Here is a 21,959-nt window from a genome sequence, read left to right on the forward strand (position 1 = left end):
GATCACGTGCAGGCTGAAGGCCGTGGAAGTGGAGCCGACCCCGGCATCAGCGGCCACACATGGAACCGCCCGGCAGTGCAGCGCATCACGGCCTGCATCGAGAACGGCCAGGCCGACGTGGTCGTGCTATGGAAGTGGTCGCGCCTATCCCGCGCCCGTAAAGACTGGACGGTGACCCTGGACAGGGTGGAATCCGCCGGCGGCTGCATCGAACCAACCTCCGAACAGGTAGACGTCACTACCTCGACCGGCAGGTTCGCCCGAGGCATGCTCGCCGAGTTCGCAGCCTTCGAGTCCGAACGCATCGGAGATACCTGGAAAGAGGCCCAGCGCCGCCGTGTAGCGCAGGGCAAGCCCGCGAACGGGCGGAAGCGCTTCGGGTACGAATACACCCGGGAGAACGGATTTACGCCCCACCCGGAGGAAGGTCCCGCCCTGGTCGAGCTCTACCGTATGTTCCTCGCCGGACACTCACAGCGCGACCTCGTCTCCTACCTCAACGTCACCGGCATCAAACCCAATCACGGATACAGCAGCGTCACCGCCGAGACCTGGTCCGCCGAAACCATCATGGGGATCCTCGACAACCCATTCGCTTCAGGGCGCTTCCGATACGGCGGGCAGGTTCACCAGGGCATCCATGAACCGCTCATCACCGAGGGAATGTGGCAGGAATACCAATCCCGGCGCCGCGACCGCGTCAAACGCTCCCGCGCCGAAAACACCGAATACCTGCTCACCGGATTCATCTACTGCGGGATCTGCGGCAGCAAAGCCTACGGCGGCCGCCCAAAGCCCAAGACCGGGCCACGCGGGGCAGTCACCTACGCCTGCAAGCAAGCGTCCTACTACCAGCTGCACAAAGGCGGATACGTCAAAGAATCCCGCATCATGGAGCACCTACTCCCCTGGCTAGAAACCCTCGCCCAAGAAATCAGCGACCTGGCCAACCAACAACCGACCACAGCCAAACCCACCGACCCTACACCGGGCATAGGGCAAGCGCTGATCAAGTTAGACGACAAGCGCGATGTACTCACAAGCAAGATGCTGGATGGCCTAGTGCCGGATGATGTTTACCAACGACTGCTGGCAGACCTAGACGCGGAGAAAAGCAGGCTCACCGAACGCCTTGAAGATCTGAGCGCCGCGGTTCGTACGAACGAAGACCAGGCCACTGCAGACCTCATCCGGGACTGGTCCAACATGCCCCTCCACGCGCAGCGCGAACTGCTATCCAGGCTGATCGGGAAGATTGTCTACACCGCGCAACGTCCTAAGCTCGATGTTGAGATTAATGCTAAATGGGACGTTGCCTGATGTTTCGTTGCGTACCGGCGATTACCCGGCAAAAAAACGACCCCATGCGCATATCGCATGGGGTCGATTTTAAACTTGGACTTACAGATTTAGATCCTGACATGTCCATCAGGAAAAATAGCGTCAGAGTTCCTTACCGGTTGGAATCTTGTACAGACCAAGCGTAAGTGGAGGAAGTCCGAGTCGACCAGTCACATCTTGAACATACTCCCTTGCGTAGGGGTACAACGCAAAAACTCCGGTAGTTTCAGCGAACGCTGTCACTTCTTCCTCTGTGAAGTCACTGCTCTCGGTGAGTGCGTATAAGCCTGCCAACTTAAATTTGATGCTGGCAATCTCATTCGTTTCGCCATCTACGTCTTGACCGATGTCCAGATTGAAGTCAGCTGAAGTCACCAGTCTTTGTTCAGACTCGCTGAGCTGCGCCCCTGGACTAATGTGCAGGTGGTAGGTGATTTGCCCTTCTCCGGGAAATTCGATGTGGCGAAATGACGACTCCACCATTCGGATATCAAGCAAGTCGGCCTGCCCGGCCAATCGCAGTGCTGTCTGTCTCATATCATTCATATGCAATCCCTTCCTGACACATCAAAGCTGATCAGGGAAACTATGCGGCAGTGGCGAAATCCGATTTACGGGATTCGTGCTCGGCGTAGCTCTTCACAAAATCCTTGCTGAGCACTTCATCGATCATGGCGCGCTGTGATTTCACAGGAGAAACGCTGACATACGGTTCTGCATATGCTTTACGCACCGAGCCCTCGCATTTTTCGACTTCGATGGTCAACTTATGCCCTATTGCGCGAGCATAACGCTGAAGGGTAGAGAGATGCGGATCGGAAGTTCCGTTCTCGAAATCAGAGATCGTCGACTGAGTGCACTGCATGTGCTTAGCGACATCCTTCTGGCGAATGTCTGCCGACTTGCGAAGTGCAATAAGAGCGTCAATCAAGTCTTCGCGAATATCGGCATCTTCTACGGCTTCTGCGACCTTAGGATCCGAGAGGAGCTCTTCGAAGTTAACGCGGAGGTCGTCAATGTGAGATTCATGGGTGCTCATTTTTTGGTCTCCAATGTGCTATGCATTCAGGTTGGTCGTTATAGCGAATAACGGTTGCAACCGATATTGCTAATCTAGCGCAAAAAAAAGCGAACGCAACCCCTTGTGAGCCATCGATCGTAACATGATGACAAAAATCACCAGTTATGCTAGGCGCTACCTTTTTTGCCGTTAGCTACCCACTCATTCATGCGCTGTTCAGCTAATCGCCGTTCCTTGAGTGGCAGCTTTTGAGTGTTCTTGTAGAAAGGAAGCAAAGCTATTACATGGACAGGGGTGTCGTGAAAAAAGAGAAGCCTGAATTCATCGTTTCCCACGTTAGTGCGTAATTCAAGGAGCCCGTTGCCAAGGTTGGTCAGATGCCGTTGTCGGTGCTCATTATGCTCGTATCGCCGCATGACCGAGATGAGTGCAGCACGTCCGTGATCTACCAGGTCATCGAATTCCCGGCGCGAAACGGGATACCCCTGTTTAGGCGAATACCATCGCCATTGTCGGTGATACCTGACTACCTCCACGCGCCCTCCAAGTCTTTAATACACGCTATGAATAAATCTACCTTCGGCTCGTTGGAAAGTGAACTTTTGGTGCACAAGTAATAATCCTCGAGAAGCATTGGGCACGTCCTTGAAGCTCCATACGAATCTCACTCGCACACTTGTCACAGTGGTCACGGCCATGGATTCGAAGGCGACCAGGAAGACGAGCACGAACATGCCAAGGGTGGTGGCAAGATACTGCGGAGCATAGATCGTGGACTCGGCGCGCTCGGCTGATTGGCTGCTGCGGTTCAGGGGCATGCATCCATGATCTCAGGTTTCCCCTAGCCGCCGATCACGTGCAGGCTGAAGGCCGCCAGGAAGCCCGAGGTCACCAGCAACCCGGTGTAGTCGTGCTCCACCTTGTAGGCTTCCGGAATCATGGTGTCGGCGATCATCGTCAAGATGCCTCCGGCAGCGACCGCGGTGGCGAAGGCCAGCACTTCACCGGGCATGGATTCCAGCAGCAGCGCTCCGAGGAAGGCAGCGATGCCGCAGGAAATGGCTATCGATCCCCAGAGCAAAACGATCGAGGACCCCTTGCGCCCGGACGCTTTCATCTGTGCGGTACTCGCCAGCCCCTCGGGGACATTGGAGATGAATATGGCGATGAGCATCGCCGGATTAATGCTCGCGGTGGCGACCACGGAAAGTCCAAGGGCCACGGACTCGGGAATGCCGTCGATGAGTGCACCGACCGCGAGCGCGGTTCCCGATGACTCCTGCTCTCCTGCGCGCTGCGCCTGCCGCTTTGAGGTTCTCCAGGCCAGCAGCCGGTTCGCGCCGAAATACAAGGCAGCGCCCACGATCACGCCGCCCAGCGTCGCAACGAGGCCGCCGGTTTCATAGGCTTCGAGCACCAGCTCGAAGGCCAGTGCGCTGACCAGGACCCCGGCACCGAAGGCCATGATGGCGCTGACCCAGACCTTGGGGATCTTCAGCCACCAGGCCGCGCCAGATCCCAGCAGCAGGGCCGAGCCGGCCACAGTGCCCCACAGCAAAGCCTGCATCGAAGCGAACATGGCACCCACTATAGCCAGCAATTCGCTGGCTTAGTAGGTGCCATATGAGTTCTGACTGGGACTAACCCTCGGTGGACATGTTATTGAAGCGCGAGTAGTGGCCCTGGAAGGCCACGGTGATGGTCTTGGTCGGACCGGCACGGTGCTTCGCGATAATCACGTCAGCTTCGCCCGGACGGTTTTCCTTGTCGTAGACGTCATCACGGTGCAGCAAAATCACCATGTCGGCGTCCTGCTCAATCGAGCCCGATTCGCGCAGGTCCGAAACCATTGGCTTCTTGTCGGTACGCTGCTCGGAACCACGGTTCAGCTGCGACAGCGCAATCAACGGAACGTCGAGTTCCTTGGCGAGCAGCTTGAGGTTACGCGAGAACTCGGAAACTTCCTGCTGGCGCGATTCCACACGCTTGCCCGAGCTCATCAGCTGCAGGTAGTCCAGGATGATCATGCGCAGCTCATTGCGCTGCTTGAGGCGACGGCACTTGGCACGGATTTCCATCATGGACATGTTCGGCGAATCATCAATGAACAACGGGGCTTCGTTCAGCCGGCCCATGGTCGTGGCGATCTTGGTCCACTGTGCGTCTTCCACCGAGCCCTTGCGCAGATCCTGGAGCTGGATGGATGCTTCGGCCGAGAGCAGGCGCATCGCAATTTCATTGCGGCCCATTTCCAAGGAGAAGAACACGGTGGCCATATTGTGCTTGATGGCAGCAGAACGGGCGAAGTCCAGCGCGAAGGTTGACTTGCCCACCGCAGGACGGGCGGCGATGATGATCATCTGGCCGCCCTTCAGGCCCTGGGTCAGCTCGTCGAATTCATAGAATCCGGTGGGCACACCGGTAATGCCATCGCCCGCGTTGGCCGCGTTCTCGATTTCATCAACGGTGTCTTCGATGATGTCCGAAAGGCGCACGTAGTCTTCACTGCTGCGGTTCTCGGCCACCTTGTAGACCTCTGCCTGGGCTTCGTTGACGATCGCATCAACTTCACCATCTGGAGAGTAGCCCATCTGGACAATACGCGTTCCGGCGTCAACCAATCGGCGCAGCACGGCGCGTTCGCGCACGATTTCTGCGTAGTACCCGGCGTTGGCTGCAGTTGGAACCTGCTGGATGAGATTGTGAAGGTAGGCGGCGCCACCAATGCGCGAGATCTCGCCGCGCTTGGTCAGCAAGTCGGCTACGGTGACCGCATCGGCTGGTTCGCCACGACCGTAGAGGTCGACAATCGCCTCGTAAATTGATTCGTGGGAGGGACGGTAGAAGTCGGTGCCGCGAATGGATTCAACGACGTCAGCAATGGCGTCCTTGGAGAGCATCATGCCACCGAGGACCGACATCTCGGCCTCGATATCCTGTGGCGGCTTGCGCCCTGCGTCGGAATCTCGTCCTTCGTAAACCGGCTCAGCACTCATTGCAGACACTTCCATCCCCTATTGACCCGCTGGGAAAAATTATCCTTGCCTCATGGCAACGCTTCATCGTGTCAGTCGATACGGACATTTGGATGTCAGGCGCCTGTGGATATTTCTCTCCCGAACCCAACACTAGGGCTGTTATTAACAGGCGTAAACCTCATTATCCACAGAATATGTGGATAACACTCCTCTACCTGTGGAGTTCCCTGTTCACAGTCTGGGGAGAACTCTGTGGATTACCCCACTCTACGTATCATTAGTATCTGTTGACTTGGTTGTTTGTATTCGCACACCTGTGGACAGAAACTTAATTCATTGAAGCTCACGCCAACCGGCCCAAGGCTATCAACACCCTTAATCGCCCAGTTCCCAGGGTTTTTCACCCTTTGCACACATTTGCCCATGTCTTGTCCACAGTTTTGTGGATAACCTTGTGGATACTGGTGAATTTACAAAACCCTAAGTCACCGTGGATTAAATTCGCCAGCAAGGCCGGATCTTCCAGTAGTCCACAATCGGCCAGGGTTTCTGCGTTCGGGGGCGGTGGATAACTTAATGTGTGCAACGACTCGGCGGGCGAACCTGGATCAGCGACTGGGCTGCCGGCGCACTCTCGCCACTTCGCGTCCGCGACGCGCGCCAGTGAAGACCCCATAAAGCGCCGGTTTCATTTGTGATGCGCAGCCTTTGCATGGCTCGGAAACCCCATCCGAGGGTTGCCGGCAATTCGCTGCCACTCTGGTCCAGCGTGCAGCGAGGATCCATGAGCTACCTGCGCGGTTCTGTTCGACAGCCCAGGCGGGTGGCGGATATGGCGAGTTCAAGGTTTCTCGCGACAGATACTTTGATGACGAGGTCATCGCCAAATGCCTGGGGCAGCTGGCCCAAGATGGCAGGCCATGAGATTGCCAGCCATCTTGCCACGTCTTCAGGGTGGCGAGAGAGAACGGGCATTGCCGGTGTCGAGGGCTGCGGGGAACGGCTCAACCCGCCTAACCGGAATTCAAAAAGCTCCGGCCAGATCGATGATTTGATCTGGCCGGAGCTTTGGAAGATGCGAAGCGCTTATACGAGCTCAGGAATCGGCAGCGAATGGAACCGCGAATCATGGAAGATCTGTGGCGAGTGCTCGGAGGTGCGGTGCCCGTGGACTTCCATCAGGACTACCCAGTGATCCCCCGCTTCGACCTCGTTGTAGATCGAAGTCTCCAGCCACAACGTTGAGTCGTTGACGAAGAGCGCGCCCTGATCCGAGGAATAGGTATCGATTCCGCGGAACCGGTCGCCATTTTTCGAGGCAATCTGAGCGCAGACACCATCATTGCGTTCGCTCAGCACTGAGACGCCAATGCGGCCAGCTTCGCGCAGCTTTGGCCAAGTGTTCGAGGACTTCTGCACGGCGAACATCACCAGTGCAGGTTCGAGGGAAACTCCCACGGTAAACGATGAAGCGACAATTCCCGTCTTCACGCCATCCAGTTCTGCACAGAGGGCGGCTACCCCTGATGGATGCTGAGCGAAAACCTTGCGCAGGGTCAACGGGTCAAGTTCAAGATTCAATGACATGGCTCGATTCCTTTGGGTCTTGCCCACCGCGCAGTAGCCTGCAAGCATTGGCTTCTCGTTACTCGAAGCCGCTTGGGCTGAAGTTCCGCGCCGTGTGCGGTACTTGTTCCAGCACATTTTGTGTGGAACCGAATCCTCACCTGGAGCACCCCACTACCGTTGAGAGGGTTGCCGATCAGCAAGCCAGGGCTTATAGCTGATGCTCTTGATTCTGTTTAAAACGATATGGCTCATGACGAACAGCCGTCAAACATTTCACTTCGCAAATCGCAATATTCGACGCAATATTCGATCCAAGGCCCCGCCAGAAGTCCTTGGGCAGTCTTTTATTCGCCATACGCCGCGCTTCTTGAACGCCTCGGCCCCATGATCGCAGCAGGCTTCCGCCGCTCTTGATTCGGCAGAACACTAACGTCTCCCCTGGGCTCGGGGCCCTGGCGCGAATTCCCTACCGCCCACCGTAATGAAACTTGGTTTCCCGGCATGACGCTGAGGTTCATGCCACTATTGGTCATGGAGTGCATTGAGTCACACTCCTGCTTATTGTTCTCCGTAACCATCGATGACGATTGAGGAATAGCCACACCATGGTAGAGATTCAGGCAAACCATTCAGAATTGACCCCACTGCGTTTCTTGGAACGCACAGCCGAGGCCTATCCGAAGAAGACCGCCGTCATCCATGGAACTCGCAGCTTCTCCTATGAAGATTTCGAAGCACGGGTGCACCGCTTTGCCCAGGCGCTGAAGGCTCGCATTGAGCCGGGCGACCGCGTGGCCGTGCTGGCACCGAATACTCCCGAAATGCTCATGGCGCATTACGCCGTACCGCTGTCAGGCGCAGTCCTCGTTGCCCTGAACACCCGACTTTCGGCCCACGAGCTGCAATACATCATTGATCATTCTGCTGCCAAGCTGATGCTTGCCGACACAGAGCTGTTGGAGAACACGAAGACCCTGCGCCGCGAGAACCCAACGCTGGAGGCGCTCATCGAGATCACCGATGACCAGTACGCCGGAGAACGTCCGGACGTGCCCGTGGACGCCACCTTGGACGAGCTAATCGCACAAGCCTCGGATGAAAGACTTCCCTACGCCATCGCCGATGAGCGGGCTCCGATCACTCTCAATTACACGTCGGGCACCACCGGCAAGCCGAAGGGTGTGCTCTACTCGCACCGCGGCAGCTACCTGAACTCGTTGGGCGAAGCGCACCACCAGGGCTTCACCGCCAAGACCCGCTACTTGTGGACCCTGCCGATGTTCCACTGCAACGGCTGGTGCACTCCATGGGCCGTCACCGCGGCGGGAGGAACCCACCTGTGTCTGCGCGGCGTGCGCGAAGATTCCGTTTGGGATGCCATCGAGAATCTTGGAACCACCCACTTGTGCGGCGCTCCGACCGTCTGCTCCATCATCGCCGACTCCACCCGCGCCCACCAGCTCGATGCGCCACTGCGCATCACCACCGCAGGAGCTCCCCCGTCCCCGGCAATCATCTCCAAGCTGCAGAAGCTGGGCATCGAGGTAGTCCATGTATATGGCCTCACCGAGGTATACGGACCGTACACGGTGTGCGAGTACCAGGATGAGTGGGATGCCCTCGATGGCCCGGACCGGGCCGCGAAGCTCGCCCGCCAAGGCGTTGGCATGATTACCGCCGAGTCCGCACGCATTGTTGACGAGAACATGAACGATGTCCCGGCGGATGGACAGACCATGGGCGAAATCGTGCTGCGCGGCAATAACGTCATGATCGGCTACTACCGCGATGAAGCGGCCACTACCCAAGCTTTCCATGGCGGCTGGTTCCACACCGGCGATCTGGGTGTCATGCACCCGGATGGCTACATCCAGGTGCGCGACCGGGCCAAGGACATCATCATTTCCGGCGGCGAGAACATCTCCACCATCGAGGTGGAGCAGGCGCTGGCCTCGCACCCCGAGGTGCTGGACCTGGCCGTCATCGGCATAGCGGACGAGAAATGGGGCGAGCGTCCGGTGGCATATGTCATCCGCGCCAGCGGATCCTCCCTGGACGCGCAAACGCTGATTGAATTCGCCCGCGAAAAGCTGGCCGGTTTCAAGGTGCCGCGCACCATCGTCTTCCCGCAGGATCTGCCGCGCACCTCCACTGGTAAGGTGCAGAAGAATGTCCTGCGCGCCCAGGCGCTAGAAGCCAGCACACCGAACTAGCCCGAGGATCACCAATTGGATAACTCAGCACCACGGATTCCCAACAAGTCCAGCCTTTTCAGCGAAAGCATCGGACTGGAATTCGATGAAATCACAGCCACTGAAGTACGCGGCCACGCGCAGTTGGACGAGAACCACCACACCCCCTGGGGCGTAGTCCATGGCGGCGTGTACACCTCGATCATCGAGAGCGCAGGATCGGTGGGCGCCAGCTACGCGGTGGCCGAACGCGGGCAATTCGCAGTCGGCGTGCACAACGCCACCGACTTCCTGCGCCCTTCCACCGGAGCACGGGTCCAGGTGATCGCCACCGCGCTATTCCAAGGGCGCACCCAGCAGCTCTGGGAGGTCATCATCACCGATGAATCCACCGGCAAGCAGCTATCCCGCGGCCAGTTGCGCACCCAGAATGTGGATTTGCCTGAGAAATAAGACCCTCATGCCGGATGGGATTCGACTACGTGGCTTGCACGGCAACTCGACATGGGCAGGTCTACTTCGACATGAAGAAGGCCCGTGCCGACGGCACGGATTCTCATGCTCTGGAAATGGGCAAGTTGTTAAATCAATTCAGCTCAGCGCAAGCCAAGACTCCATGTGCCAAACCAGCTACTAGTGCGCTGGGTTTGCAAATAGTGAAGGCAGCGGCAGGGATACCCTTGGGCTGTTGGCGGTCCAGTTCAGTGAGCTTCTACTTCACATAATGTTTCTGCAATCCACTGAAGTAGTCCTCTCAAGCAAAGAAAGAAGTTGCGCAAATGAACGTCTCCTCCAAGAAACTCATCGGCAAATGTCCCCTATGGACTTGGGTGATGATGGGACTGGCGCTTGCATCGGCCCTGGCCCTAGTTGATTGGAACGGCTCAGGGGAGGCAAAGCCGTTGTGGATGTTTTTCCTACCTAGCGCATTTGGCTTAGCTGGTGGCATTATCGCCACAGCGAAGAAAAGCTATGGATGGGGGCTCATATCCGTAGCTCTTGGCGTACTGGCCGTGCAACTATTAGCGCTCGGAGTCACCCTCGTTCAAGGACCATAGAGGTCTCCTCGATATTTTCGGATTCCAAGTATCTTGGTATGTGTCAAGACTACTCGGAGCAGGGACCCTAGATGCACTCTAAGCGAACTTGCGAGTCCTGCGAGAGGCACCATACCGAGCACGTGAAACACCGCATCCTCAGAAGGACGAAGCGGCCAGTTGCATATCCAGAATATGGATTTGCCTGAGAATCCGGCCTAGCTGGTTTTCACACCGCGAGCACGGGCGTACGGTAGGTGGCATCTAACGCTCAAGCTCCAGGAGATTCGCCATGAGTGCGACCTATACCTTCGATGTGTTCAGCAGCCTCGATGGCTTCGGCAGCGCCGCCGGCGATTGGGGCGGCTACTGGGGAAAACAGGGGCCAGAGCTGTTAGCCCACCGCCTCGCGCTCTACACTCCGGCTTGCCGCATGGTTTTCGGAGCCAACACCTTCCGTCTCTTCAGCCGCTTCTGGGCAGAAATCGAGGCGAATCCCGAGGTTGAAGACGCGTGGGGTGTGGCCCTGCACGACAAGCCCGCCACCGTCATCTCCACCACCCTGGAAGAGCCGCTGTCCTGGCCAAACACCACGCTGGAGCGAGCTGATGCACTGGAAGTCGTCGCACAGCTCAAGGAAACTTCAGATGTGCCGCTGCGCTCCCACGGCTGCTTAGCGATGAACCATTCCCTGCTGGCGGCAGGTCTTGTGGACTTCATCCAGGTGACCATCTTCCCGGTACTGACCGGGCATAGCGGTTCTGCCCCGGTACTTGGCGGGGTCGATGACTACGATCTGGAACTTGTCGAGTCCAAGCTGCTGGACGGACGGATCCAGGAACTGACTTATCGCCCGACGCGCCATCAACCAGCGCATGGATAGCAGCTCGATGAAGCGCATTCTGGGTACCTGCCTAGTGCTCGGCGCAGTGTTCCTCGCCGGATGCTCCGCGACAACGCCGCCTCCAATCACGGCTACCGAATCGCAAGCTGTTCCAGCACCACTGGCCACCGGACTCGAAGCCCCCTGGTCCATGGTCTACGCGCAGGGCAGGTTGCTGGTCAGCGAACGTGATTCCGGGCGGATCGTGGAGGTTTTGGAGTCCGGAGAACTGCGCGAATTAGCCCGGCTCGATGATCTGGTGGCGACCGGAGAAGGCGGACTGCTGGGCCTGGCCTTCCTCGCACCGGACCGGCTCTATGCGTATTCCACCGCGGAATCCGGCAACCGCATCCAGCGGTTCACGTTGCAAGGCAGCGCCGGGAATCTTTCACTGTCGGCCCCGCGCACCTTGATTGACGGGTTGCCCTCGGCCAGCATCCACAACGGCGGGCGGCTGGCCATCGGCTCCGAAGGGATGCTCTATGCCTCCGTGGGCGATGCGGGCAATCCCCAGCAAGCCCAGGACCTGCAGCAGCTGGGCGGAAAGATCCTGCGCATGGCACCTGACGGCAGCGTCCCGGACGACAACCCGTTCGAGAATTCCCTCGTCTACAGCTATGGGCACCGCAATGTGCAGGGCCTGGCGTGGAGTGCTGATGGCACCATGTACGCCAGCGAGTTCGGACAGAACACCTTCGACGAGCTGAACATCATCGAAGCCGGGGGAAACTACGGCTGGCCCGAAGCCGAGGGAAAAAGCGGCGGAAATCCGTCGTACACCGATCCGATTGCGCAGTGGTCCCCGTCCGAGGCCAGCCCCAGCGGCATCGCGATCCTCGATGGCACCCTCTACCTGGCGAATCTGCGCGGAGAAGTGCTGCGCGCGGTGGAACTGGACGAGCCGGCCACCGAGCATGAACTGCTCGATGGCCGGCTCGGCCGGCTACGCGACGTGCTAGTGGATCCTGACGGCGCACTGCTGGTGCTGACCAACAATACCGACGGGCGCGGCCAGCCAGGGGCGGGCGATGACCGCATCCTGCGCATCGATCCCCGCCTGGCCGGCGACTAGCTGGCCGGGCGCATGTCTCCGGTCTCCTGGAAGCGCTGGTGCCAGGACAGGGCCTCGCCTAGCAGATGCGGGGTGTGCTTGCCGTAGCTGTCCTTGCACGCACGGTCGAAGTAGTCCTGCAGCATCGGGCGGTACTCCGGGTGGGCGCAGTTATCGATGACCAGCTGCGCACGCTGCTTTGGCGAGTGGCCGCGCAGGTCGGCCAGGCCCTGTTCGGTAATCAGGATCATGGTGTCGTGCTCGGTGTGGTCCACATGCGAAGCAAAAGGAACGATGCCCGAGATCTTGCCGCCCTTGGCGGTCGATGGGGACATGAACACCGACAGGTAGCCGTTGCGGGCGAAGTCGCCCGAGCCGCCGATGCCGTTCATCACGTGCGATCCCAGCACGTTGGTGGAATTCACGTTGCCGTAGATGTCGGCTTCGATCATGCCGTTCAGCGCAATGCAGCCCAGCCGGCGGATGATCTCCGGATGGTTCGAGATTTCCTGGGCGCGCAGCAGGATGCGCTCGCGGTAGTGGTCGACGTTGCGGTTGAATTCCTCGATGCCCTCCGAAGACAGCGAGAAGCTGGTGGCAGAGGCGAACTCGATGGTCCCGTCCTTGATCAGCTCCAGCATTCCGTCCTGGATGACCTCGGTATAGGCGGTCAGGCCCTTGTAGCCGCCACGGGCCAGGCCAGCGAGCACTGCGTTGGCGATATTGCCCACGCCCGACTGCAGCGGGAGCAGCTTCTCGGACAGGCGTCCGGCACGGATCTCGGAATCCAGGAAGGTCAGCAGGTGATCGGCGATCTTCTCGCTGGTCTCGTCCACCGGGGCGAAGGGGCTCAGGCGGTCTGGCGCGTCGGTTTCCACGACGGCGACGATCTTGTTGACGTCGACGTCCATGTACTGCTGGCCGATGCGGTCACGCACGGTTCTCAGGTCGATCGGCTTGCGGTGCGGAGGCAGTGCGGTGCCGTAGTAGACATCGTGCATGCCCTCCATGGCCGCAGACTGCTGGGAATTGACCTCGATGATGATCTTGTCGGCCATCTCCAGCCAGGTCTTGTTGTTGCCCACCGAGCTGGAAGGGATCAAGTCGCCCTCGGCGGTGACGCCGACAACTTCGACGATGGCCAAGTCGATCTTGCCGTAGAAGCCGAACCAGGCGTGCTGGGCGACATGGGACAGGTGGATGTCCATGTATTCCATGTTGCCCTCGTTGATGCGGCGGCGCAGCTCGGGGTCGGACATGTACGGCAGGCGCAGGTTCATGCCTTCGGCCTTGGCCAGCACGCCATCAAGCTCAGGGGCGGTGGAAGCGCCGGTAAGCACGTTGATCTTGAAGTCCTTGCCCGCAGCGTGCTGGCGCTCCATCTGCGCTGCCAGTGCCCCGGGCACGGCCTTCGGGTATCCTGCACCGGTAAAGCCGCTCATGGCGACAGTCATGCCTGGCTTAATGAACTCTGCAGCTTGCTCGGCGCTCATCAAGCGATCAGCAAAGGCCCGGTGGTGAATACGTTCGTGCAAAATAACCCCTTCAGAACTTCCTTGTGACACAGGTCTATAACCCGCGTCTCACCGGAATACTTTAGCTGGTCGGCACAGTGATTCAGGCCTCGCTGTGCGCTCCTGAGCGATGGGTGGCATATTTATCGATGAGGTGCGCTCTATTTGCGCTGACCGGTCGGTCAGGAATGGCAGCTTGGCAGCGACCGCCGGGAGCTCGATCGCTAGCCAAGTTCGGCGTGCGTGCCCTCGCGGATCGCTTTCACTTGCAGGCGGGCGCCCATGGCTTCTGCGTAGCGGCGCAGGGTGGCCAGCTGGACTCGATCAAGGTCCCCGGTCTCCATGCGGGCGATGCGGTCCACGCTCAGCTTCAGCACGGTGGCAAGTTCTACTTGGCTCAGTTCTGCCTCTTCGCGCAGCGCACGCAACGACAGGCGCCGGGACTCGCTTTGCACACGGCGCTGATGCTCTGCCACAGCTTCGCGTTGCGCCTCGGTCAATACTTCAGGATCCGCATACGCAAAACCCATTTGTTCCACCGCTTCTCTCGATCGTGCTGGCTTTGGACGTACTCATCTTCGAGGCTATTGCTGCAAATTGGCCAAGCCAATGATTATGACGCATTGGACGCAAGACGATCTGGTGAAATGTTAGCCACTTCTAAGTGACCATGACCAGTTCCGGCTCGGAATTGAATCGCCGGATGCTGCTAAGCCAAGATCATCCGAACGAAGGATAGAAATGCACCTATGTAGGATTCATACTTAAGTCATGTCACAGAGCAGAGTACTTCCACAGGTGAAGCGTTCCATGCTTCCGGTCGTTCTTCTAAGCTTCCTGGCAGAAAAACCCGAACACGGATACTCCATGCTGGCTAAGCTCGAAGAGCTCGGAGTGCCTGGCATCAAGAGCGGGACTTTATACCCACTGCTTCGAACCATGGAAGAGTCCGGGGACATCGTCTCCGACTGGCAAATCACCGCTCGCGGACCCGCACGCAAAATCTTCGAAATCACCAAGCAGGGTCATCAGACCTTGAAATCAGTCAAAAACTGGTTAGAACAGTTCAACTAGGAGCCTTCCATGGAAAGTAACCTCAAAACCTACATCGACGAACTGCGCTACAGCCTTTCACTACGAAACGTGGATACGGCCACCATCCGCGATATAGCCAGAGAGGTCGAGTCCGAAGCCACCAGCTACGAAGACGCGACAGCCAACTTTGGATCTCCTGCAGAATATGCGGAGTCCTTTCCCGCAACAGCATCTCCAAAGAGCCACTCTGCCTTCATTCTCGTAGGCGTGGCCTTAGGTTTTCTTTGGCCTTTGCTGGCGATATTCCTACGGGATCGCGAAACAATGGTTTTCTCCGGATGGGCGATCACCTGGTTACCTGCATTCGGATTTATCGTGGCAGGAATCATCACAGATTTCTCTCGTTCGCTGATGCGATCTCGCGCCAGCCGGTAAGCGCCGAAAGCGTGAACGAACTCAAGATTCTGAATTGGCTTTGAGCCTATTCGAAGGTGGAACTTGCTATTCGTTGACCCGGGGGCCCAAAGAAATCCGGGTTAACGCCAAGAGGTGGCGTGCTCTCCTTGCGGAGTGCACGCCACCTCTTGAACAGAAGCTGAGTCTAGAAGACTTACTTCTTGGCAGCAGCTACAACCTGCAGGCGCAGGTTTGCAAGAACGTCAGCGTGAACGCGAACGGTTGCGGTGTAGTTGCCAGTCGACTTGATCTGGTCATTGACCTCGATGTTGCGCTTGTCGATCTTACCCAGACCGGCAGCCTCTACGGCAGCAGCAATTTCGGTGGTCTTAACGGTGCCGAACAGGCGACCGTTCGAGCCAGCCTTCATGGTGATCTTCACCGGCTGGGACTTCAGCTTAGCTGCAAGCGCCTGAGCATCCTCAAGGTTTGCAACGGCGCGAGCAGCACGTGCAGCCTTGATCGACTCCACCTGCTTCTCACCGCCCTGGGTCCAGACGATTGCGAAGCCGCGTGGCAGCAGGTAGTTACGGGCGTAGCCGTTCTTTACCTCGACAATATCGCCAGCAGCACCGAGACCGGATACTTCGTGAGTCAGAATGATCTTTGCCATTTTGCTATCCCTCTTCCTTAGCCGCGGCCAGCGCCGGAGTAAGGCAACAGGGCTACTTCACGTGCGTTCTTGATTGCCTGTGCGATCTTGCGCTGTTCCTGAACGGAAACGCCGGTTACACGACGAGCGCGGATCTTACCGCGGTCGGAGATGAACTTGCGCAGCAGTGCGGTGTCCTTGTAGTCGATGACAGTGATGTCAGCGGCCTTCAATGGGTTGGACTTTGGTTTGGGCTTACGGATTTCAGCCTTAGCCATCGTGGAGCTCCTTAGCTTTGGAGCCCGCAGAGTGATCTGCGGGATGGTGAATAAATATTGTTTAGAAAGGCGGTTCGTCTGCGCCCGGGTTGCCCCAGCCGCCACCGTTGTTTCCGCCGGTGCTCCATGGGTCTGCGGCTGGAGCATTCCATCCGCCACCCTGCTGAGGCTGCTGCTGACGCGGCGCCTGAGCTGGTGCACTTTGCTGCGGTGCGTTGGAGAAGCCTCCACCACCGTTGCCGAAGCCACCGTTGCCACCGCCGGAGCGCTGGGTACGGGTGACCTTGGCGGACGCGAAACGGAGCGATGGGCCGATTTCATCGACTTCAAGCTCCATGACGGTGCGACGTTCGCCTTCCTTGGTGTCGTAAGAACGTGAACGCAACCGGCCCTGGGCGATGACACGCATGCCCTTGGTCAGCGTTTCAGCAACGTTCTCTGCAGCTTCGCGCCACACCGATGCGCGCAAGAACAGGGCTTCCCCGTCCTTCCACTCATTGGACTGGCGGTCAAAGGTGCGAGGAGTCGAAGCGATCGTAAAGTTCGCTACGGCTGAACCGGACGGCGTAAAACGCAGCTCCGGATCGGCAGTCAGGTTTCCGATAACGGTAATAACAGTCTCGCCTGCCATTGACTCTCCTTAAAAAGATTGAACGTTAATTCCTACGACGGAAGGTTGCGCGTAATTAAACGCGTGCCTCTTCCGGACGGGTGACCTTGTGGCGCAGGATCAGTTCGTTGATCTTGAGCTGGCGCTCAAGCTCAGCCGAAGCTGCTGGCTCTGCGGTGTAGTTCACCACTACGTAAGTGGCTTCTGCCTTCTTCTTGATCTCGTAGGACATCTTGCGACGACCCCAGACATCAACCTTTTCGATAGTGCCACCGTTGGAGCGGACAACCTCGAGGTACTTCTCGATGGTTGGCTCTACGGTGCGGTCATCGACCTCTGGATCAATGAGGACCATAAGTTCATAAGCACGCATGTGAACCCACCTCCTTTGGGCTAAACGGTCGCGGTATTTCCGCAACAGGAGGTTCTTGCGTTATCTGTGCACCAGACGCCCAACTTTCGGGCATGCAGTGGCACAGACCTTCCAATCCTACCCGAGAGACCCGAACTTGCATAAGCCTTGGTGTCCTAAATCATGCTGGGCTACTCGGAATCCAAGGCAGCCTCGATCCTTTCGCCAAAGATCGGGGCCAAGGTGCGCATGTAGGTATCGCTGATGTGGTGCTTGTCCCGGTAGACCAACACATTCCCCACCACTGCCGGGCAGGTTCCATCCATGCAGAAGTAATCGCTGAAGTCGAGCACTTCGACGCGCGGCTCCAGTTCGGCGGCCTGCTTAGTGGCATCGCCCATTTCGTAGGCTCCCTTTTCCGGGAAGGCGCACTTATCCGGGTCCTGCACGTTTTCTTCCACGCAGTCTCGCGCATAGGAATCCTGCGGCGGCCGCGGGGTGTCCACAATGGCATAGACCGGCAGGCCCGCGTCTTCAAGGGCCGACCACGTCGAAGCCAGCCCCTGTGCCGCGTCAGTGGTAAAGGTGGCTCCTCCCCAATTCGATGTGATCACCGCGTTGATGTCATCGCGCGCAGCCAGAGCTTCCATGGTCTGGTCGATGGCTTCTTCGCAGTTGATGCTGCCATCCCGATCCGCCTTGCGCTGGGCCTCGGAGAACGGGCAGGAATTCTTCAGATAGGTCACCACTCTCCAGCCCTTGCTTTGGGCGTATCGGCTGACGGCCTCGAACCAGTGGGCTGCATGGGAATCACCTACCAGGGCTACGGTGTAGCTGGCGTCCTCGCTGCCAAATTCGCATTCCTTGATCTGCGTGGACTTCGGTTCCTGGACGCAATCTCCCAGTTCGGGCTGGTCCTCGGCAGCCGTCGCAGGAAGCGGGACGACCTGGCGATGGCCGGCAAGGTACGCAGGTGCGCCCTGGCCCACGGAGGCCGCGCCAAAACCAGCTGGCGGGTTTTGCATCATCGCGCCCAGCTCACGCTGCTCCTGGCCCACAAGATGCTGCTGCATGGCACCTGGCAATAGCGCGATGGACGCGGCCAGCCCGACCATCGCCGCCCCGGCAATCAAGGAGCGGGCAGGAGAACCGGCTATGGGGCGGAAGTGGCGCATGGGAGTTTCGACCCACTTCAAGCTGGCCCAAGCCAAGAGCAGGGACCCGGCCAGCAAGGCCAGCGACTGCAATGGGTCCGGGTTGCCCCCGGCCAGTTCGATGAAGAATACGATCAGCGGCCAGTGCCACAGATATAACGAATATGAGGCGAGGCCGACCCATTGAACGGGAGCCCAGTTCACCAGCGGGTGCAGGGAACCAGGTCCTCGCGTACTGCCTGCGGCAATCACCACGGCGCAGCCAAGAACCGGGAGGGCCGCCGCAATCCCCGGAAAGACTGTTGTGGCGTTGTAGCTGAATGCCGCGAAGCAGATCGCCGCCAAAGCCACGAGTACGGCAAGATTTCTGAACTGCCAGCTGGTTGCCCACGGTGGAAGCTTCAAGGCGCCGTTGGCGTGCGCCTGGACTGCCAAGGCCAGCAGTCCGCCGACGGCCAGTTCCCAAATGCGGGTGGTGGTGATGAAATACCCGGCGCTATTGCCTGAGTAACCGGCATAGGCCGAGTATCCCAGCGACAAAAGTGCGGTGGCTGAGAAAATGATCCAGAGCATGCGGCGCCGCGGGGCGAATCCATCGCCACTGCTAGCGTCCGCATTCGGTTTGGCCAACAGGCACACGGCCAAAACCAGCAACGGCCAGAAAAGGTAGAACTGCTCCTCCACGCCCAAGGACCAGAAGTGCTGCAACGGCCCGGGTGCTTGATCCGAAGCGAGGTAGTCGACGGAGTCGGCGGCGAGAACCCAGTTCTGCACCGAGAAGGCAGAGGCGATGGCCTGGGTGCCCAAGGCACCCCACTGGGTTTTGGGAAAGATCAGCAGGCTTGCCACGACAACTACCAGGATCACCAGCATGGCAGCCGGGAGGATTCTTCGCGCTCGGCCGGCAAAGAAGGCTGGGAGGCTGACCCGGCCGGTGCGTTCGGCTTCACGCAGCAGGTGCGAGGTAATCAGGAAGCCCGAGATGACGAAGAAGATGTCAACCCCGATATAACCGCCTGGAACTGCGGATGGCTCAAGATGATAGGCAACGACCAGCAGAACCGCCAAGGCGCGGAGCGCTTGGATCTCCGGGCGGAAATTCTTGACCTGCAGGGAATTCGAACTCATAGTCATTGATCAGACCAGCAGGGGGTAAACAGCAGGTTATCAATGGGCAACAGGCGGTCTAACGACCCGTGGGAACCTCATGGGCGGTCCCTGGGTTTGCGCTTCGCAGCGTGGACCTAGCCCAGCAGTTTCCGATTTGCCGTGGACAGCGGGTATTTGGCGTCGAGTTTGGCATCCAGGCTTAGACGGAAAGCAGCCTCAAGCAGCAGCTGCCCGACGCCCCAGTACACCGGGATCAGCAACCAGATGTACCACCCAAAGTTGCCGGTGGTAGCCAAGATGACCGTGCCGAAGGTGACCAGGATGCCCAGCCCGCGGAACACGGCCAGGATCCCCTTGGTTGCCGAATCCCGACGATCTTGATCTGCTTGGGCCCGCGCTTCAAGCCCATCCACGGCCTCGGAGAACTTCGGAGTCTGGACGCTTTTGAACAGGTCTCCAACCGGCACCTCCAAGGCCTTGGCGACCAGTGAGATAGTCTCCAAGCTCGCATCATTTCCGGCTTCGAGCCGTTGGACCGTTCTGACAGTGATGCCGCTTTCGGCGGCTAGACGTTCTTGCGTCCAGCCCCTGGCGCGGCGAAGCTCTGCAATCCGTGATTCATTCATGCCACTTACGCTAGCCAATGGCGCCCCGAAAGCACCACGACATCGACGTGACAGTTACCCGACTGCAACGCGACAGCATTCCTGAACCTACGCTGGCCTGCTATGAAGAAGTATTCCTGGCCGCGACTATCTCAGCTCCATTATGATTTGCGCTGTTGCTTCTCACGGATCAAATCCAGTGCCAGCACCGAGCTGATCACTGCCAGGCGTTGCTGTGCGTTGAGGTTTTCCGCCAAGCGCAGGGCGTAGGTCGACTTGCCCAGCAATGCGTTGCCCATCCCGGACCATTCCCGGGTCACGGTTCCCAGAACTCCGCCGGGACCGGTGATCCGGAAGTCGAAGTCCCAGATGCTACCCAGTAGCTCGAGCTCTTCGCCCAGCATCGAGATGGAGACCCTGGTTTTGAAGAAAGTGATCCTCTTGACCAGGCTGGCCAGCGGGGCAGCGTTGCCATCAAGGATTTCAAAACGATCGCGGCCCATGGTCATCGTGTCCTTGACCATGACAACCGGATTGCCTGGTCCGTCAAAGACGGTCAGTTCGCGAGCCCCGACGAACATGCGGCCCAGCGCGCTTCCGCCGGTATCCACGTGGGCAATCTGCATCCCGGACGAATCAAGGATCGCGAAGTCGTTCTTCGAGATGCTCTTCGTCTGCTGGAAGATCAACGTGTTCTGGTTGAGGATCGTCATGGTGCCGATTATGCCACCAGTAAACCGTATCGGGCGAAGATCCCCCGGGGAGGCGAAAAGCCAGCCCGCAGGCCGGCTTTTCAGGTTGGACTTGCTAGGCTCCGAAGAACTCGCGAGAGACCTTGGACAGATACCAAGGGTCGTCAACGCCGCACATCTCGCGGGCCGAGTGCATGGACAGCAGCGCGACTCCCACATCCAGGGTGCGAATCCCCAGTCGGGTCGCGGTCAATGGTCCAATGGTGGATCCGCACGGTACGCGGTTATTGGACACGAACTCCTGGTAGGGAACTCCCGCCGACTCGCACCAGTTGGCGAATGCGGCAGCACCCACCGCATCGGTGGCATAACGCTGGTTCGCATTGATCTTCAGCAGCGGGCCGGCATTCAGCTGCGGACGGTTGGCTGGGTCGTGGCGCTCTGGGTAGTTCGGGTGAACCGCGTGGCCAGCATCGGCAGACAGGCATACAGAATTCGACAGGGCGCGAGCGGTGTCTTCAACTGAGGCATCCATGGATGCCTGGATGCGGTTGATCAGCTCTTCCAGGAATGGGCCGCAAGCGCCCGAGCGCGAGGAGGAACCCAGTTCTTCGTGGTCGAAGGCAGCAAGCATGGCAATGCGGTTGCCTGCTGGCTTGCGGGAATGGCCCGTCAGCGCAATCAGGCCTGCGTGCACCGAGGTGAGGTTATCCAGTCGGGCGCTGGCGAAGAAGTTCTTGCCCTCGCCAAAGACCTCGCCGCGCTGCGCGGGCGCGGTCAGGATGTCGTAGCCGGCTACCTGGGCCGGGTCGACACCTGCAGACTTCGCCAGGATCGCCAGGATGTCGGCATCCGCCAGATCGCCGGCGCCAAAGATTGGATTGGTGTGGGTCTGCTTGTCCAGGGTCAGGCCCTCATTGACCTGGCGGTCCAGATGGATCGCCAGTTGCGGGATGCGCAGGATTGGTTCGGTCTTCGCCAGGTGCTCGGAACCGTCCTTGAGCACCAATCGGCCGGCGAGCACCAGTTCGCGGTCCAGCCAGGAGTTCAGCAGCGGTCCGCCGTAGACTTCGACCCCTGCCTGCCACCAGCCGTTGGAACCGGTGGTTGGCTTCGGCTTGAGCTTGAAGCCCGGCGAGTCGGTGTGGGCGCCGAGGATATGGAATCCGCTGGTCGCAGTGGCAGCTTCTGGCTGCACCCAAGCGATGATCGCACCGTCGCGGACCACGTAGTAGGAACCCGGGACCAGGTTCCAAGCCTGCTTTTCGTCCAGACCGGTGAATCCAACAGCGTCCAAGCGCTGCGCGGCCGAGGCCGCGGCGTGGTAGCTCGATGGCGAGGTTGCGACGTATTCGGCCAGATCTGCAATGTGGGCCATTGCTGCGGCTTGTGCCATGGCTGGTTACTCACTTCTTTCTGTCAAGAGATGTTTGTCAGACGGTTCTTCAGGTTTTGGTTCCCGCCTGAAAAGTCGAGTTGCCTCCCAGCT

At 58.8% G+C, this 21,959-nt stretch carries 24 protein-coding genes and 1 riboswitch; of the genes, 8 read left to right on the forward strand and 16 right to left on the reverse strand.

Annotated features, from left to right (window positions below; all coding sequences use genetic code 11):
- Nucleotides 1-6: 6 nt before the first annotated feature.
- Entirely contained in the window at nucleotides 7-1,320 is a 1,314-nt protein-coding gene (locus tag ACWICV_RS14315) for a recombinase family protein (RefSeq protein WP_454091181.1), read from the forward strand.
- A gap of 123 nt (nucleotides 1,321-1,443) precedes the next feature.
- On the opposite strand, the gene ACWICV_RS14320 is transcribed toward ACWICV_RS14315, so the two are convergent.
- From ACWICV_RS14320 to ACWICV_RS14345, 6 genes are all read right to left on the reverse strand, one after another.
- Nucleotides 1,444-1,887 (reverse strand): hypothetical protein, encoded by a 444-nt coding sequence (locus ACWICV_RS14320; RefSeq protein WP_454091180.1) that lies wholly within the window; start codon nucleotides 1,885-1,887, stop codon nucleotides 1,444-1,446.
- A 40-nt stretch (nucleotides 1,888-1,927) separates the two neighbouring features.
- A complete protein-coding gene (locus ACWICV_RS14325; protein WP_454091179.1) occupies nucleotides 1,928-2,380 on the reverse strand; it encodes a helix-turn-helix domain-containing protein in 453 nt (150 codons plus the stop codon).
- Between the two features lie 149 nt (nucleotides 2,381-2,529).
- Complete coding sequence (locus ACWICV_RS14330) at nucleotides 2,530-2,898, reverse strand: type II toxin-antitoxin system RelE/ParE family toxin (RefSeq protein ID WP_454091178.1); 369 nt, start codon at nucleotides 2,896-2,898, stop codon at nucleotides 2,530-2,532.
- A 305-nt stretch (nucleotides 2,899-3,203) separates the two neighbouring features.
- Nucleotides 3,204-3,941, reverse strand: a complete 738-nt coding sequence (locus ACWICV_RS14335) for a ZIP family metal transporter (RefSeq protein WP_332731080.1) — start codon at nucleotides 3,939-3,941, stop codon at nucleotides 3,204-3,206.
- Nucleotides 3,942-4,002: 61 nt separating this feature from the next.
- Nucleotides 4,003-5,358 (reverse strand): replicative DNA helicase, encoded by a 1,356-nt coding sequence (dnaB, locus tag ACWICV_RS14340; RefSeq protein ID WP_105656572.1) that lies wholly within the window; start codon nucleotides 5,356-5,358, stop codon nucleotides 4,003-4,005.
- 1,068 nt (nucleotides 5,359-6,426) lie between these two features.
- Entirely contained in the window at nucleotides 6,427-6,927 is a 501-nt protein-coding gene (locus ACWICV_RS14345) for a flavin reductase family protein (RefSeq protein WP_105656581.1), read from the reverse strand.
- 94 nt (nucleotides 6,928-7,021) lie between these two features.
- Nucleotides 7,022-7,138: riboswitch (SAM riboswitch) on the reverse strand.
- Nucleotides 7,139-7,514: 376 nt separating this feature from the next.
- Here ACWICV_RS14345 and ACWICV_RS14350 point away from each other — a divergent pair.
- From ACWICV_RS14350 to ACWICV_RS14370, 5 genes are all read left to right on the forward strand, one after another.
- The gene (locus ACWICV_RS14350) at nucleotides 7,515-9,122 is read left to right on the forward strand and encodes a long-chain-fatty-acid--CoA ligase (RefSeq protein ID WP_400289743.1); all 1,608 of its coding nucleotides are present in this window, start codon (nucleotides 7,515-7,517) and stop codon (nucleotides 9,120-9,122) included.
- Nucleotides 9,123-9,137: 15 nt separating this feature from the next.
- Nucleotides 9,138-9,554: a PaaI family thioesterase gene (locus ACWICV_RS14355; protein ID WP_454091177.1), complete on the forward strand. Its 417-nt coding sequence runs from the start codon at nucleotides 9,138-9,140 to the stop codon at nucleotides 9,552-9,554.
- Nucleotides 9,555-9,880: 326 nt separating this feature from the next.
- Entirely contained in the window at nucleotides 9,881-10,159 is a 279-nt protein-coding gene (locus ACWICV_RS14360) for a hypothetical protein (protein ID WP_454091176.1), read from the forward strand.
- Nucleotides 10,160-10,430: 271 nt separating this feature from the next.
- Complete coding sequence (locus ACWICV_RS14365) at nucleotides 10,431-11,021, forward strand: dihydrofolate reductase family protein (protein ID WP_402472000.1); 591 nt, start codon at nucleotides 10,431-10,433, stop codon at nucleotides 11,019-11,021.
- A gap of 7 nt (nucleotides 11,022-11,028) precedes the next feature.
- Nucleotides 11,029-12,093, forward strand: coding sequence for a PQQ-dependent sugar dehydrogenase (locus ACWICV_RS14370; protein WP_454091175.1), 1,065 nt, complete (start codon nucleotides 11,029-11,031; stop codon nucleotides 12,091-12,093).
- Here ACWICV_RS14370 and ACWICV_RS14375 read toward each other — a convergent pair.
- Both ACWICV_RS14375 and ACWICV_RS14380 read right to left on the reverse strand, forming a co-directional pair.
- Nucleotides 12,090-13,607 carry an acetyl-CoA hydrolase/transferase family protein gene (locus ACWICV_RS14375; RefSeq protein ID WP_181148790.1) on the reverse strand — a complete coding sequence of 506 codons (1,518 nt, stop codon included), beginning with the start codon at nucleotides 13,605-13,607 and terminating at the stop codon, nucleotides 12,090-12,092. The two genes, ACWICV_RS14370 and ACWICV_RS14375, sit on opposite strands and share 4 nt — an antisense overlap.
- 203 nt (nucleotides 13,608-13,810) lie before the next feature.
- On the reverse strand, nucleotides 13,811-14,116 hold the full coding sequence (locus ACWICV_RS14380; protein ID WP_105656585.1) for a helix-turn-helix domain-containing protein: 306 nt from the start codon (nucleotides 14,114-14,116) through the stop codon (nucleotides 13,811-13,813).
- Nucleotides 14,117-14,357: 241 nt separating this feature from the next.
- Here ACWICV_RS14380 and ACWICV_RS14385 point away from each other — a divergent pair, with 241 nt between their 5' ends.
- Together ACWICV_RS14385 and ACWICV_RS14390 are read left to right on the forward strand one after the other, a co-directional pair.
- A complete protein-coding gene (locus tag ACWICV_RS14385; RefSeq protein ID WP_105656586.1) occupies nucleotides 14,358-14,660 on the forward strand; it encodes a PadR family transcriptional regulator in 303 nt (100 codons plus the stop codon).
- A 9-nt stretch (nucleotides 14,661-14,669) separates the two neighbouring features.
- Nucleotides 14,670-15,056 (forward strand): hypothetical protein, encoded by a 387-nt coding sequence (locus tag ACWICV_RS14390; RefSeq protein ID WP_332726987.1) that lies wholly within the window; start codon nucleotides 14,670-14,672, stop codon nucleotides 15,054-15,056.
- 175 nt (nucleotides 15,057-15,231) lie between these two features.
- On the opposite strand, the gene rplI is transcribed toward ACWICV_RS14390, so the two are convergent.
- From rplI to ACWICV_RS14430, 8 genes are all read right to left on the reverse strand, one after another.
- On the reverse strand, nucleotides 15,232-15,690 hold the full coding sequence (gene rplI / locus ACWICV_RS14395) for a 50S ribosomal protein L9 (RefSeq protein ID WP_105656588.1): 459 nt from the start codon (nucleotides 15,688-15,690) through the stop codon (nucleotides 15,232-15,234).
- 17 nt (nucleotides 15,691-15,707) lie between these two features.
- A complete protein-coding gene (gene rpsR / locus ACWICV_RS14400) occupies nucleotides 15,708-15,947 on the reverse strand; it encodes a 30S ribosomal protein S18 (protein WP_013350683.1) in 240 nt (79 codons plus the stop codon).
- A gap of 61 nt (nucleotides 15,948-16,008) precedes the next feature.
- Nucleotides 16,009-16,578 (reverse strand): single-stranded DNA-binding protein, encoded by a 570-nt coding sequence (locus tag ACWICV_RS14405; RefSeq protein ID WP_013350684.1) that lies wholly within the window; start codon nucleotides 16,576-16,578, stop codon nucleotides 16,009-16,011.
- Nucleotides 16,579-16,633: 55 nt separating this feature from the next.
- Nucleotides 16,634-16,930: a 30S ribosomal protein S6 gene (gene rpsF, locus ACWICV_RS14410; protein WP_060703203.1), complete on the reverse strand. Its 297-nt coding sequence runs from the start codon at nucleotides 16,928-16,930 to the stop codon at nucleotides 16,634-16,636.
- 170 nt (nucleotides 16,931-17,100) lie between these two features.
- A complete protein-coding gene (locus ACWICV_RS14415) occupies nucleotides 17,101-19,191 on the reverse strand; it encodes an acyltransferase family protein (RefSeq protein ID WP_454091174.1) in 2,091 nt (696 codons plus the stop codon).
- Nucleotides 19,192-19,307: 116 nt separating this feature from the next.
- Entirely contained in the window at nucleotides 19,308-19,799 is a 492-nt protein-coding gene (locus tag ACWICV_RS14420) for a helix-turn-helix domain-containing protein (RefSeq protein WP_105662213.1), read from the reverse strand.
- Nucleotides 19,800-19,939: 140 nt separating this feature from the next.
- Entirely contained in the window at nucleotides 19,940-20,491 is a 552-nt protein-coding gene (locus tag ACWICV_RS14425; RefSeq protein WP_454091173.1) for an LURP-one-related/scramblase family protein, read from the reverse strand.
- A 94-nt stretch (nucleotides 20,492-20,585) separates the two neighbouring features.
- Nucleotides 20,586-21,866, reverse strand: coding sequence for a M18 family aminopeptidase (locus tag ACWICV_RS14430; protein WP_105656592.1), 1,281 nt, complete (start codon nucleotides 21,864-21,866; stop codon nucleotides 20,586-20,588).
- Between the last annotated feature and the right edge of the window lie 93 nt (nucleotides 21,867-21,959).

Source organism: Glutamicibacter sp. NPDC055354 (assembly GCF_053644955.1).

Coding starts and splice junctions, on each gene's coding strand:
- ACWICV_RS14365 (WP_402472000.1), top strand. CDS start 10,431: ATGAGTGCGACCTATACCTTCGATGTGTTCAGCAGCCTCGATGGCTTC.
- ACWICV_RS14420 (WP_105662213.1), bottom strand. CDS start 19,799: ATGAATGAATCACGGATTGCAGAGCTTCGCCGCGCCAGGGGCTGGACG.
- ACWICV_RS14385 (WP_105656586.1), top strand. CDS start 14,358: ATGTCACAGAGCAGAGTACTTCCACAGGTGAAGCGTTCCATGCTTCCG.
- ACWICV_RS14425 (WP_454091173.1), bottom strand. CDS start 20,491: ATGACGATCCTCAACCAGAACACGTTGATCTTCCAGCAGACGAAGAGC.
- ACWICV_RS14335 (WP_332731080.1), bottom strand. CDS start 3,941: ATGTTCGCTTCGATGCAGGCTTTGCTGTGGGGCACTGTGGCCGGCTCG.
- rpsR (WP_013350683.1), bottom strand. CDS start 15,947: ATGGCTAAGGCTGAAATCCGTAAGCCCAAACCAAAGTCCAACCCATTG.
- ACWICV_RS14430 (WP_105656592.1), bottom strand. CDS start 21,866: ATGGCACAAGCCGCAGCAATGGCCCACATTGCAGATCTGGCCGAATAC.
- ACWICV_RS14360 (WP_454091176.1), top strand. CDS start 9,881: ATGAACGTCTCCTCCAAGAAACTCATCGGCAAATGTCCCCTATGGACT.
- ACWICV_RS14345 (WP_105656581.1), bottom strand. CDS start 6,927: ATGTCATTGAATCTTGAACTTGACCCGTTGACCCTGCGCAAGGTTTTC.
- ACWICV_RS14405 (WP_013350684.1), bottom strand. CDS start 16,578: ATGGCAGGCGAGACTGTTATTACCGTTATCGGAAACCTGACTGCCGAT.
- ACWICV_RS14320 (WP_454091180.1), bottom strand. CDS start 1,887: ATGAATGATATGAGACAGACAGCACTGCGATTGGCCGGGCAGGCCGAC.
- ACWICV_RS14325 (WP_454091179.1), bottom strand. CDS start 2,380: ATGAGCACCCATGAATCTCACATTGACGACCTCCGCGTTAACTTCGAA.
- rplI (WP_105656588.1), bottom strand. CDS start 15,690: ATGGCAAAGATCATTCTGACTCACGAAGTATCCGGTCTCGGTGCTGCT.
- rpsF (WP_060703203.1), bottom strand. CDS start 16,930: ATGCGTGCTTATGAACTTATGGTCCTCATTGATCCAGAGGTCGATGAC.
- ACWICV_RS14350 (WP_400289743.1), top strand. CDS start 7,515: ATGGTAGAGATTCAGGCAAACCATTCAGAATTGACCCCACTGCGTTTC.
- ACWICV_RS14370 (WP_454091175.1), top strand. CDS start 11,029: ATGAAGCGCATTCTGGGTACCTGCCTAGTGCTCGGCGCAGTGTTCCTC.
- dnaB (WP_105656572.1), bottom strand. CDS start 5,358: ATGAGTGCTGAGCCGGTTTACGAAGGACGAGATTCCGACGCAGGGCGC.
- ACWICV_RS14415 (WP_454091174.1), bottom strand. CDS start 19,191: ATGAGTTCGAATTCCCTGCAGGTCAAGAATTTCCGCCCGGAGATCCAA.
- ACWICV_RS14390 (WP_332726987.1), top strand. CDS start 14,670: ATGGAAAGTAACCTCAAAACCTACATCGACGAACTGCGCTACAGCCTT.
- ACWICV_RS14380 (WP_105656585.1), bottom strand. CDS start 14,116: ATGGGTTTTGCGTATGCGGATCCTGAAGTATTGACCGAGGCGCAACGC.